The organism is Amycolatopsis sp. H20-H5 (genome assembly GCF_035828755.1).
Classification (GTDB): domain Bacteria; phylum Actinomycetota; class Actinomycetes; order Mycobacteriales; family Pseudonocardiaceae; genus Amycolatopsis.
Window position 1 is genome coordinate 110949 of record NZ_JAYMZS010000010.1, and the last position, 12121, is coordinate 123069.

General features: G+C 69.4%; 11 protein-coding genes. 3 read left to right on the forward strand and 8 right to left on the reverse strand.

Annotation, left to right across the window (positions count from 1 at the left end; translation table 11 throughout):
* Window positions 1–318, forward strand: a 318-nt coding sequence (locus tag QMK34_RS08185) for a DUF4253 domain-containing protein (protein WP_326413082.1), incomplete at its 5' end; no start/stop codon positions are given.
* A 2-nt stretch (window positions 319–320) separates the two neighbouring features.
* Here QMK34_RS08185 and QMK34_RS08190 read toward each other — a convergent pair.
* The 8 genes from QMK34_RS08190 to QMK34_RS08225 form a co-directional block, all read right to left on the reverse strand.
* The gene (locus QMK34_RS08190; protein ID WP_326413083.1) at window positions 321–503 is read right to left on the reverse strand and encodes an FAD-dependent oxidoreductase; all 183 of its coding nucleotides are present in this window, start codon (window positions 501–503) and stop codon (window positions 321–323) included.
* An 81-nt stretch (window positions 504–584) separates the two neighbouring features.
* Window positions 585–2000: a GH1 family beta-glucosidase gene (locus QMK34_RS08195; protein WP_326413084.1), complete on the reverse strand. Its 1416-nt coding sequence runs from the start codon at window positions 1998–2000 to the stop codon at window positions 585–587.
* A gap of 18 nt (window positions 2001–2018) precedes the next feature.
* On the reverse strand, window positions 2019–3026 hold the full coding sequence (locus tag QMK34_RS08200; RefSeq protein WP_326413085.1) for an ABC transporter ATP-binding protein: 1008 nt from the start codon (window positions 3024–3026) through the stop codon (window positions 2019–2021).
* Window positions 3023–4024 (reverse strand): ABC transporter permease, encoded by a 1002-nt coding sequence (locus QMK34_RS08205; protein ID WP_326413086.1) that lies wholly within the window; start codon window positions 4022–4024, stop codon window positions 3023–3025. Before QMK34_RS08205 ends, QMK34_RS08200 begins: the two co-directional genes overlap by 4 nt.
* 3 nt (window positions 4025–4027) lie before the next feature.
* Entirely contained in the window at window positions 4028–5008 is a 981-nt protein-coding gene (locus QMK34_RS08210) for an ABC transporter permease (protein ID WP_326413087.1), read from the reverse strand.
* The gene (locus tag QMK34_RS08215; protein WP_326413088.1) at window positions 5005–6117 is read right to left on the reverse strand and encodes an ABC transporter ATP-binding protein; all 1113 of its coding nucleotides are present in this window, start codon (window positions 6115–6117) and stop codon (window positions 5005–5007) included. Before QMK34_RS08215 ends, QMK34_RS08210 begins: the two co-directional genes overlap by 4 nt.
* Before the next feature lie 2 nt (window positions 6118–6119).
* Window positions 6120–7790, reverse strand: coding sequence for an ABC transporter substrate-binding protein (locus tag QMK34_RS08220; protein WP_326413089.1), 1671 nt, complete (start codon window positions 7788–7790; stop codon window positions 6120–6122).
* A 208-nt stretch (window positions 7791–7998) separates the two neighbouring features.
* Window positions 7999–9198, reverse strand: coding sequence for an ROK family transcriptional regulator (locus QMK34_RS08225; protein WP_326413124.1), 1200 nt, complete (start codon window positions 9196–9198; stop codon window positions 7999–8001).
* 179 nt (window positions 9199–9377) lie between these two features.
* Between QMK34_RS08225 and QMK34_RS08230 the strand changes: the two genes are divergently transcribed.
* Entirely contained in the window at window positions 9378–10631 is a 1254-nt protein-coding gene (locus tag QMK34_RS08230) for an ROK family transcriptional regulator (RefSeq protein ID WP_326413090.1), read from the forward strand.
* 248 nt (window positions 10632–10879) lie between these two features.
* Window positions 10880–12118, forward strand: a complete 1239-nt coding sequence (locus QMK34_RS08235) for a family 16 glycosylhydrolase (protein ID WP_326413091.1) — start codon at window positions 10880–10882, stop codon at window positions 12116–12118.
* The last annotated feature ends 3 nt before the right edge of the window (window positions 12119–12121 follow it).

Below are 12121 nucleotides of genomic sequence, written 5' to 3' on the forward strand. Positions count from 1 at the left end.
GTCCGCACCCCGCGCCCGGCGGACATCCCGGCGTTGCTCGGCTGGCGCGGCGCCCGGCACGCCATCGGGGACACGGCCGCCCTCTCAGCGGTGCTTCGCAGCTGGGAGGAACGGTTCGGCGCGTTGCTCATCGGGCTCGGCGAGGAGGAGCTGATCCTCTCGGTCGCCGCACCGCCCACCACCGTGCAGCGCGCGCTGGGGGTGGCCGCCGAGCAGCTCGCGTTCTGCGACAGGCCGTTCATCCACCAGCCCGGGAGCTTCCGCGAGTTCGCCGGCGAGCTCCTCCACGCGACCACCTGGCGGTTCCAGTGGCAGTGAGCTCAGTCGTCGCGGTGGCAGCCCAGCAGCTGCCTGGCGACGATGTGGCCGGAGGCCCCGTTGAGCCCGCCCGGCCGGTCGTTCGCCTCGAGCACCAGCACTTCCCAGCCGGCACGGGCCAGGCAGGCGCCCGTGACGAGTGCGTTGTGGCCGCTGCCGATGATCACCGCGTCAGGTGCCTCCATGCCGGGAATTCTGCTGGGCCGGTGGTCCCGGCCACCAGGGACCGTGGTCCCGGAGTGGCCGGGACAGCCGGGCCCGCACGCTCAGGAACCCCGGACCCGGCGCACGGTGTCGCGGTAGAAGTACCCACTCTGCTTGATCGTGCGCTGCTGGGTTTCGTAGTCCACCCGGATCAGCCCGAAGCGCTTCGCGTAGCCGTAGGCCCACTCGAAGTTGTCCAGCAGGGACCAGGCGAAGTAGCCGCGGATGTCGGCGCCCGCCAGCCGTGCCGCCGCGACTGCCGCGATATGCGAAGCCAGGTAGGCGGCCCGGTCCTCGTCACGGACGAAGCCGCTTTCGTCGGCGAGGTCGTCGAAGGCAGAGCCGTTCTCGGTGATCACCATCGGCAGGCCGGGGTAGTCCCGGCCCAGCCTGGTGAGCAGCTCGGTGAACTTGCCGGGCAGGATCTCCCAGCCCATCGCGGTGGTCGGCTTCCCGAAGGGCACGGTCCGCTGTGCGGGCAGGCCCTGGTCGTCCTCGGTGCGGCCATCTTCGCCGACCCCGGAGTACTGCTGGCCGAAGTAGTAGTTCACGCCGAGGAAGTCCAGCGGCGCGGAGATGATCTTCAGGTCCCCGTCCTCCACCGGCAGCTTCACCCCGCGCGCGGCCAGGTCCTCGACGACGTCGGCCGGGTATTGCCCGTGCACCAGCGGGTCCAGGTAGATCCGGACGCCGAGGCCGTCCGCGCTCCTCGCGGCGTCACGGTCGTGGGCGCTGTCGGTGGCCGGGTCGGCCGTGCCCATGTTGAGCGTGATGCCGAACTCGGTGTCGTGCGGCGCGGCCTCCCGCATCCGGGCGGTCGCGAGGCCGTGCCCGAGCAGCAGGTGGTGCACCGCGGCCATCCCGGCGGCGAAATCGCGCTTGCCCGGCGCCATCACGCCGTGCACGTAGCCGTGCATGGCGGAGCACCACGGCTCGTTCAGCGTGGTCCAGTGCCGGACCCGGTCGTTCAGCTTGTCGAACACGAGCATCGCGTAGTCGGCGAACCGGTAGGCCGTGTCCCGCGCCGGCCAGCCGCCCGCGTCCTCCAGCTGCTGCGGGAGGTCCCAGTGGTAGAGCGTCAGCCAGGGCGCGATGTCCTTTTCCAGCAGCTCGTCGACGAGCTTGTCGTAGAAGGCCATGCCCGCGGGGTTGACCGGCCCGCGCCCGCCCGGCTGGATCCGCGGCCAGGCCACCGAAAACCGGTAGGTGTCCGCCTCCAGCTCCTTCACCAGCGCGATGTCGTCGGGCATGCGGTGGTAGTGATCGCAAGCCACGTCGCCGGTGTCGTTGTTGTCGATCGCCCACGGGACTTCGCAGAAGGTGTCCCAGATCGAGGGCGTCCGGCCGTCCTCGGCCACCGCGCCTTCGATCTGGTACGCGGCGGTCGCCACGCCCCACCGGAAGTCCGGCGGCAGGCTGGCGATGAGCTTCTGCTGAGCGCTGGTCGCGACGGCGCCGGCGGTCTCGGTCGAATTCAAGGCGGTCTCCTCCAGTGGTTAAGCGACGGGCTCCGGGGCGGGGTGCAGCCAGCAGGCCACCGTGCGCGTGGGATCACCACGCCCGGTGGGGGTGCCCAGTACCGGCACCCGCTCGGCACAGGGTTCGAAGGCGCGTGGGCACCGCGGGTGGAACGAGCAGCCGGTCGGCATGGCCCGCTGGTCCGGGGGCGAGCCGGGGATCCCGGTCAGCTCACGGCGTGGCCCGCGCAGTGCGGGGAAGGAGTGCAGAAGACCGTCGCTGTAGGGATGCAGGGAATCCTTGTACAGCTGGGCGGCCGGTGCCTGCTCGACGATCCGGCCGCCATACATGATCGCGATGCGGTCGGAGAACTCGACGAGCAGCGAAAGGTCGTGGGTGATGAACAGGACCGAGAAGCCAAGCCGCTCCCGCAGCTCGACGAGCTGCCCGAGGATCTGCCGCTGCATCACCACGTCCAGCGCGGTGGTCGGCTCGTCCATGATGACCACCCTGGGCTCCAGTGCGAGCGCCATCGCGATCATCACCCGCTGCCGCATCCCGCCGGAAAGCTGGTGCGGGTAGCTCTCGAGCCGGTCCGCCGAGATGCCGACCAGGGTCAGCAGCTCGCGGGCCCGCGCCAGCCTGCTCACCCGGGTGCTCTTGGGCTCGTGCGCCTTGATCACGTCGATCAGCTGGGTGGAGACCTTGTGCACCGGGTTGAGCGAGTTCATCGCCCCCTGGAAGACGATGGACGTCTCCGCCCAGCGGAAGCCCCGCAGCTGGCGCGGGGTCAGCTTCAGCACGTCGTACGGCTCGCCGTCGTCGGGGTGGTAGATCACCTCGCCGCCGCGGATCACCCCGGGCGGCGGGAGGAGCCTGGTCAGCCCGTAGGCCAGCGTCGACTTCCCGCTCCCGCTCTCGCCCGCCAGGCCGAGCACCTCGCCCCGGTGCAGGGTGAGGTGCACGTCCCGCACCGCGTGCACGGCCTCGTCACCGAGCCCGTAGTCGACGTCGAGGCCGCGAATCTCCAGTACAGGTGCGTTCATCGGTCCTCCTCCCGGCCCAGCACGGGGGTGAACCCCACGCGCATCCGGACGGTGCGCCCGTCCGTCGTCTTGACCTTGGTCTTGCCGTTGCCCCGCAGCCGGGGGCTGACGAACTCGTCGATGCCGAAGTTGAGCAGGGACAACGCCGTCCCGAGCACGGCGATGGCGAGCCCCGCCGGGACGAACCACCACCACGCGCCCTGTGCCAGCGCTTGCTGGCTCTGCGCCCAGAAGAGGATCGTTCCCCAGTTCCAGTTGGAGAAGCTGGAGACGCCGACGAAGGCCAGGGTGATCTCCGACATCACGGCGAAGATCACCGTGCCGACGAAACCCGAGGCGATCACGGCGGTGAGGTTGGGCAGGATCTCGAAGAAGATGATGCGCCAGGTCGACTCGCCGCTCGCTCGCGCCGCCTCGACGTATTCCCGGCGCCGCAGGGAAAGCGTCTGCGCCCGGAGGATCCGCGCGCCCCAGGCCCAGGAGGTGAAGCCGATGACGACGGCGACGAGGTAGTCCCCGCCCTCGGGCAGCGCCGAGCCGATGATGATGATCAGCGGCAGCGCCGGGATCACCAGGAAGACGTTGGACAGTGCCGAAAGGCCTTCGCCGGAGGTCCCGCCGAGGTAGCCGGAGGTGACCCCGACGAGCACCGCGAGCACGGTCGCGACCACCCCAGCGGTGAGCCCGACGAGCATGACGCTGCGGGCGCCGGCCAGCACCTGGCTGAAGATGTCCTGGCCGAGGTGGGTGGTGCCGAACCAGTGCTTGCCGGAAGGAGGTTCCAGCAGGTCGTTGCTCCGGGCGGACGGGTCGAACGGCGCGATCCATTCCCCGATCACGGCGATCACCATGAAGAAGGCGAGGACCACCACCCCGGTCACGGTCTTGCCGCCGGTCGGGAACCGGAACCGGCGCCGGCGGGCCGCCGGGCCCACCACCGCTTTGGCAGGCGGTGGGTTCGGGGTGACGGTGGCGAGGTCGGTCATGGGCACGGCCATCGCTCAGCCCTCCCTGCGGGTACGCGGATCGAGGACGAGATAGGCGACGTCGGCGAAGAAGTTGGCCACCAGCACGGAAAGGGTGATGATCAGGAAGATCCCTTGCATCAGCGGGTAGTCCTTGGACCCGACGGCCTGGAAGAGCTCGAACCCGACCCCGGGATAGGAGAACACGATCTCGACCAGCAGCGTGCCGCCGACGATGAAGCCGAGCGCCAGCGCGAACCCGGAAACACTGGGCAGCAGGGCGTTGCGAGCCGCGTAGCTCATCATCACCCGGCGCTCGGGCAGGCCCTTGGCGTGCGCGACGGTGATGTAGTCCTCCGACGCGACGGTCACCATCATGTTGCGCATTCCGAGGATCCAGCTGCTCATCGAGCTGACCAGGATCGTCAGCGCGGGCAGCAGGCTGTGCTGGATCGCGCTGCCGATGAAGTCACCGCTCCAGCCCGGCACCATGCCCGGCTCGTACCCGCCCGACGACGGGAAGAAGCTGCCCGGCCCGGCCAGCAGCGTGATCGCGATCAGGCCCAGCCAGAAGTACGGCACCGAGGAAAGGAAGGTGGTCACCGGGAGCAGCGCGTCGACCCACGAACCCCGCTTCCACCCGGCGAGCACACCCAGCGAGGTCCCGACGAGGAAGCCGAGGATCGTGGTCAGCCCGACCAGGATGATCGTCCACGGCAGGCCCTGCCCGATGATCTCCGAGACCGGCGAGGGGAAGAAGGTGAACGAAAGGCCGAGGTCGCCACGAAAGAGCTGGCCCCAGTAGTGCAGGTACTGCGTGAACACGCTCTCGTTCTTGTCCAGTCCGAAAAGGACATACAGGGACTGGACGGCGTCGGGGCTGATCTGCCCCTGCGCCTTGGTGATGAGCGACTGGACGGGGTCGCCGGGGATCAGGCGCGGGATGAAGAAGTTGATGGTGACGGCGGCCCAGGCGGTGAACAGGTAGAAAGCCAGGCGCTGCAGCAGATACCTCATGCGGGATCCACCGTTTCGAAGAGCCAGCAGGCAGCCCAGTGGCCCTCGCCGTCGGGCACCTCGAAGCGCGGCGGCAGCTCGGTCTCGCACCGCTCCATCGCCTTCGGGCACCGCGGGTGGAACCGGCAGCCGGACGGCGGGTCGATCAGGCTCGGCGGCTCGCCGGACCCCCGCTCCGCCACGCCTGCGCCGCTCCCGGCCCCTCCCGGGAGGAGCCGGTCGGGATCGGGGGCGGAATCGATGAGCAGCTGGGTGTAGGGGTGGGCGGGCCGCTGGGTGACGGTCTCGCTGTCACCGCCCTCGACCATCCGTCCCGCGTACATCACCAGCGTGTCGTCGGCGAAGTACCGCGCGGACGCGATGTCGTGGGTGATGTACAGAATGGCCAGCTGCAGCCGTTCCTTGAGGTCGCGCAGCAGGTTCAGCACGCCGAGCCGGATGGAGACGTCCAGCATGGACACCGGCTCGTCGGCCAGCAACGCCTCCGGGTCCGCGCCGAGGGCACGCGCGATCGCGACCCGCTGCCGCTGCCCGCCGGAGAGCTCGTGGGGAAATTTGTCGACATAACGCTCGGGCGGGGTGAGCTGGACCCTGGTGAGCAGCTCGTGCAGCGCCTGCTCCAGCTCGGCCTCGCCACGACCGGCCCGCTCGTGGATCTTCAGCGCCCGCGTCAGGTGGTAGCGCACGGTGTGCACCGGGTTCAGCGAGGCGAACGGGTCCTGGAAGATCATCTGCACCTGGCGGCAGTAGGCCCGGAACCGCCGCCCGCCGCGAACGGTCACCGACTCGCCGTGCAGCCGGATGTCACCCGAGGTCTTCGGGTACAGCTGCGCGAGGAGCCTGGCCACCGTCGACTTCCCCGAGCCGGACTCGCCGACCAGCGCGGTCACCCGCCCACGGCGGAGCTGGAGATTGACGTCGTCGACGGCCTGCACGCTGCGCTTGGTGCGGGAGAGCGCCGCGCGGCCACCGCCGCGGACCGGGAAGTGCTTGGTGAGCCCGACGGCCTCCAGCACGATCTCACCCGCGGGTGGAGCGGCTTCGGAGGGCGAGGAAGTGCCCTCCGAAGCCGTGGAGCCGTCGAGAATCACCGTGTCATCCAGACTCATGTTCAGGAAGCGGGCTTCAGGTGCAGTACGACGTCGAGCGCGTTGCGCAGCGTCGGGTCGACGGGTGAGTACGGGCTGGCGTCGTCGGGCCAGCCGACCCAGTTCTTCGTGCTGTACTCGCCGCCACCGGCGGCGGCCGCGGAGGTCACGACCATCGGCTGCTGCTCGATCATGATCTTCTGCAGGGTGGCCATCGCGGTGGTGCGGCTCGCTTCGTCGGGCGCGTTGGCGAACGTCTCGAGCGCCTTGGTCGCCTCGTCGTTCTTGTAGCGGCCGTAGTTGCCGTTGATGCCGCCGGTGCCGGTCGGCTTGTAGCGGCTGCCGTCCATCACGTCGCGGTACATGTCGTACGGCGTCGCCCCGTCGTTGGTCCAGTGCATGACACCCTCGAAGTCACCGGTGTCGACCGACTTCGTCCACGCGTCCTGGTTCATCGTGGAGACCGTGGCGGTGATGCCGACCTGCGCCAGGTTGTCCTTGATGATCTCCAGGTCGGTGATGTAGTCCGACCACCCCGACGGCACGGTCAGCTTCAAGGTCACCGGCTTGCCCGCCGGGTCCTGCAGCTTGTCCCCCGCGTAGCTGAAACCGTTGCCGGTCAACAGGGTCTTCGCACCGGCGACGTCCAGCCCGATGGTCTTGTTCTTGTACTGCGGCGCGATGAACGACTCACCCGCGGGCGTCGGGATCCCGGCGATGTGGTCGTTCTTCGGGTAGAAGTAGCCCGCCTCGCCCTGGTTGAACACGTCGTCGCGGTTGATCACCTTGTTGACCGCCTGGCGCAGCACCGGGTTGTCCCACGGCTTCTTCTCGGTGTTGAACCACAGCCCGTGCACGGCCATCCCGGCGGGAAACCACAGCTTGTAGTGCGCCGGGTCCTTGCTCGTGTACACCGCCTTGTAGTTCGGGATGAAGACGTAGCTCCACTCGGCCGCACCGCTGGCCAGCGCCGCGACCTGCGCGCTGTTGTCGTTGTAGGAGGTGTAGCGGATCTCCTTGACCTTGGGGGCTTCCTGCCAGTAGCCATCCCGCAGCGCGACCGTGACGGTCTGCGGCGTGAAGGACTTCAGGCTGTACGGGCCGGTGCCGACCGGGGTCTTGACCGGGTCCGTCGACGGGTCCTTGATCGACTGCCACACGTGCTTGGGCACCACGAGGGTCTGCAGGATCTTGACCTGGTTGACGTACTGCGAGCTGTCGAAGCCCAGCGTGACCTGACTACCACTGGCGGCGACGTCCTTGTACGGGACGGCGTCGATGTTGAGCGACTTGTTGTCGCGGAGCAGCCCGAAGGTGTACGCGACGTCCTCGGCGGTCATCGGCTGGCCGTCGGAGAACTTCACCCCGTCACGGACGGTCAGCACCAGCTTCTTGTAGTTGTCCGACCAGTCCCACTTCGTCGCCAGCCACGGTTTGCCCGGCTCCAGCGGCTTCACGCGGTTGAGCATGACGAGGGGTTCGTAGAGCATCCAGCGGTAGCCGAGGGACTTCGCGGCCGACGTCTCCAGGAACGGGTTGTTGTTCTCGGCCTGGGGTCCGTTCGGCATGCCGACGTTGAGCACGGCGCCGGTGTTGGCCGCCGCGCTGGTTCCCCCTCCACCGCTGCAAGCGGTGAGCCCGGACAGGGCCACGACCGCGGCGAGCGCTACGACGACGGAGCGCTTGACTCGCATCGATCCTCCTTGCGCATCCGGAGATGCTGCTCGAGTGTCGCCACTAGGAGTGACCGGACCCGGAAGGCCGTGCGACGCACCGAGTCAACCCGGGTGACTCGGGTCACGTCAATAACGTGGCGGTAACTTTTAGGACCTAAGTTTAAGTACTGAAAGAATGGGGGTACCAGCTGAGCGAGTGGGCCAATCCCCTTGACTGTCAAGGAATTCAGCCCGCTGAACGACCTCCGCTCGCCAGCAGCTCGGCGATCGGCAGCGTAGCCGCGCCGAGCGCCACCGCCTCCGTGCCGAGCGCCCCGAGCACGACCTCGGTCTGCTCGGAAAGATAGCTCAAGGCGTGCCTGCCGACGGCGTCACGCACCGCGGGCAGGATCGCCGGGCCCAGCATCGCGCCCGCCCAGCCCGCCAGCACCACCCGGTCCGGGCCCAGCAGGTTGACCAGGTTGGCGATCCCGATGCCGAGGTACTCGGCGGCCCGGTCCAGCGCGGCCGCGGCCGGGCCCGGCGAGCCCGCCCGCTCGACCAATTCGGCCAGCATCGCCTCGCTCCCGGTCGCCAGGATCGGCTCGGCGCCGGGCAGCCGGTGATACGCCCGGACGATGGCGTCCGAGCCGGTGTACGCCTCCAGGCAGCCGCGCGAACCGCATCGGCACGCCAGCCCACCGGCCTGCACGACCGTGTGCCCCCATTCGGCGGTCGTGCTGCTCACCCCGGAGAAGGAGTCCCCGCCGGTGGCCATCGCGGCCCCCACCCCGACCCCGAGCAGCGCGATGACCGCCCGCTCGGCACCCTTGCCCGCGCCGCGCCACATCTCGGCCTGCCCGAGTGTGCGAGCGCAGTTGTCGAGGTACAACGGCGCGCTCACCCCCTGCCGCAGCAGGTCGGCGAACCCGACGCCGGACCAGCCGAGCGTCGGCGCGTGCACGATCCCGCCCTCGCGGACCGCCCCCGGCACGCCGATCCCGATCCCGAACACGCTCGCGGGGTCCGTCCCGCGCTGCCCCAGCACGTCGCCAATGCCGGTGAGCACCACACCGGCGACCTCTTCGGGGTCCAGCGGGGTGCCCCCGAGCGGGTGACTCACCGTGGCGATCGTTTCGAGCAGGCAGTCGAACAGGCCCACCCGGACGCGGGTCTCGCCGACGTCCACGCCGATCACCTGGCCGAACTCCGAGCGGATCCGCAGGAGCGTGCGCGGCCGGCCGCCGTCGGACTCGACCAGCCCGGCCTCCGCGACCACCCCGTCGCCGATGAGCTCGGCCACCACATTGGTCACCGTCGCGGGGCTGAGGCCCGACTCGCGGCCCAGCTCCAGCCTGCTGACGGGCCCGTCCAGGTAGAGCGAGGACAGGAGCGTGGCACGGTTGCGCCTTCGCAGATCACGCGTCGTCTGGCGTACCGCCCTCATCACCATCGCGAGTCTGCCAGAAAGCTACGACCCGCCCCCGCCGAACAGCCTTGGTGGTTGCGTTGGGAAGTTCGTCGAGACCCCGGCAGACTTCCCACCGTGACCACTAAGTTCACCAGTTAATACAGGGCCACGAATTAAGGTGATCAGGCATCCTGTCTCATATCCTTCGAAGCCAGATGGGCACCCGCATGGCGAGCAAGCGCACCACCGTCCGTGACCTGCGGCGGCACAATCGTTCCCTGCTGCTGTCGAAACTGTACTTCGACGGGCCGCTCAGCAGGCACGAACTGAGCCAGCTCACCGGCCTGAGCGCGGCCACCGTCAGCAATGTAACCGCCGAACTCGGCGAAGAGCGGCTCATCACCGAAGCGGGCCTGGTCGAGTCGGACGGCGGCCGCCCCCGTGTGCTCCTGCGCGTCGACCCGGCCTACGCGCACGTCGTCGGCGTGGACATCGGCGAAACCGGGGTCAAGGTCGAGCTGTTCGACCTGGCGATGAACCGCCTCGCCGCGGTCGACCACCCCCTGGACTCGGTCCGCCCGGACGCCGCCACGGCGGTCGCCCAAGTGGCCTCCGGCCTGCGGGAGGTCTTCGCGAGCACCGGTGTCGACGAGGAGACCGTGCTCGGCATCGGGGTCGGCGTCCCCGGCACCGTGGAGCAGGGCGGGCGGGTGCTGGTGCACGCGCCGACCATCGGCTGGGACGCCGTCGCGCTGGAAGAGCTGCTGCGCGCCCACGGCGTCACGCTGCCGCTGTTCATCGACAACGGCGCCAAGACCCAGGGCCAGGCCGAGATGTGGTTCGGCGCCGGGCGCGGGGCCACCCACGCGGTGATAGTGCTGATCGGCTCCGGGGTGGGCGCGGCCGTGATCACCGACGGCACCACCTACCGCGGCGCCACCAGCAGCGCGGGCGAGTGGGGCCACACCACGATCGCCTACGGCGGGTATGAGTGCCGCTGCGGCTCGCACGGCTGCCTCGAGGCCTACGTCGGCGCCGAGGGCATCCTGGCCCGCTACCGCAAGGCCCGCGGCCGCGCCGTGTCCGGCGAGGACGAGCAGGCCCAGTTCGGCGCGCTGCTGGAGTCCGCCGACCGGTCGAAGACCGCGGCCAAGGTGCTCGACGAGACAGCCGGGTACCTCGGCGCCGGGCTCGCGAACCTCGTCAACCTGTTCAATCCCGAACGGATCGTGCTCGGCGGCTGGGCCGGGCTGGCGCTGGGCGAGCGGCTGCTGCCGGAGATCAGCCGGTCGGCGGCCCGGCACGCCCTGCCGCACGTGTTCGGCCAGACCTCGATCGAGCTCGGCGAGCTCGGCCCCGACGCCGTCGCCATCGGAGCCGCCACCCTGCCGGTGGCGGCCCTGCTCGAACAGGGCGGCGACCCGCGGGTGAGCGCCAGGCCCGGCCGCAAGCGTGGCGACGCGGCCTGAGGCCAGTGAGTCACACACCTTAATTTGAGTTGAAAAAATAATCGCCCCGACGGTTGCCGGGCTGGTATAGACCATGCATACTTTGTTGCCAGGCGCAACAAAGCCCCGGCAAGCCGCCCGCCTGCGGTCCTCCTGCGGAGTGACTCGAAGCGCCCGGCATCGGTCTGATCCACGCGCCCTCCTCTAGTCCGCCGTGTTTCGTGCTGCGCGCGAAACGCCCCGGTCCCCTGACAAGAGAGGCGACAACGATGTCCGCTCCCCGCTCTCTTAGACGTACCCGCTGGGCCGCGCTACTGGGCGCCGCCGCACTCCTCGCGCTGGGCGGCCCCGTCGCCGCGACAGCGGCTCCCGCCGCCGTGACAGCCGCGAGCTTCACCGACGACTTCAGCGGTTCCGCGGGCAGCGGGATCGACGGCTCGAAATGGCACTTCGAGACCGGCGACAACGTCAACAACCACGAGCGCCAGTGGTACACCAACGGGACGAACAACGCGGCCATGGACGGCCAGGGCCACCTGGTCATCACCGCCAAGAAGGAAAACCCCGGCAACTACAACTGCTGGTACGGCCGCTGCGAGTACACCTCCGCGCGGATCTCCACCTCCGGTCAGTTCACCCAGGCCTACGGCCACTACGAAGCGCGCATGAAACTGCCGCGCGGACAAGGCATGTGGCCCGCGTTCTGGATGCTCGGCAACGACATCGGCAGCGTCGGCTGGCCCAACAGCGGCGAGATCGACATCATGGAGAACGTCGGCTTCGAGCCGAACACCGTCCACGGCACCATTCACGGCCCCGGCTACTCGGGCGCGGGCGGGATCGGCGCGGGCTACGGCGGCCCCAACTTCTCCGACGACTTCCACACCTTCGCCATCGACTGGGCACCGAACTCGATCAAATGGTCCGTGGACGGCAACGTCTACCAGACCCGCACACCCAGTGACCTCAACGGCAACCGCTGGGTCTTCGACCACCCGTTCTACCTCGTTCTCAACCTCGCCGTCGGTGGCTACTGGCCCGGGGACCCGAACAGCAGCACCCAGTTCCCGCAGCAGCTCGTCGTCGACTACGTCCACGTGACCACCGGCGGCACCGCGCCCAGCGGCTCGACCGGCCCCATCACCGGCCTCGGCGGCAAATGCGTCGACGTCGCCGGGGCGAGCAGCGCCAACAGCACGCCCATCCAGCTCACGGACTGCAACGGCAACGCGGCACAGAGCTGGACCGTCGGCACGGACGGCACGATCCGCGCGCTGGGCAAGTGCCTGGACGTCGCCGCGGCCTCGACCGCCGACGGCGCCGCGGTCCAGCTCTACGACTGCAACGGCACCGGCGCTCAGGGCTGGACCGTCAGCGCCGCGCACGACATCGTCAACCCGGCCGCGAACAAGTGCCTCGACGCCACCGGGAACAGTTCCGCGAACGGCACCCGGCTGCAGATCTGGACCTGCGGCGGCGGCGCCAACCAGAAATGGACCACTCCCTGACCT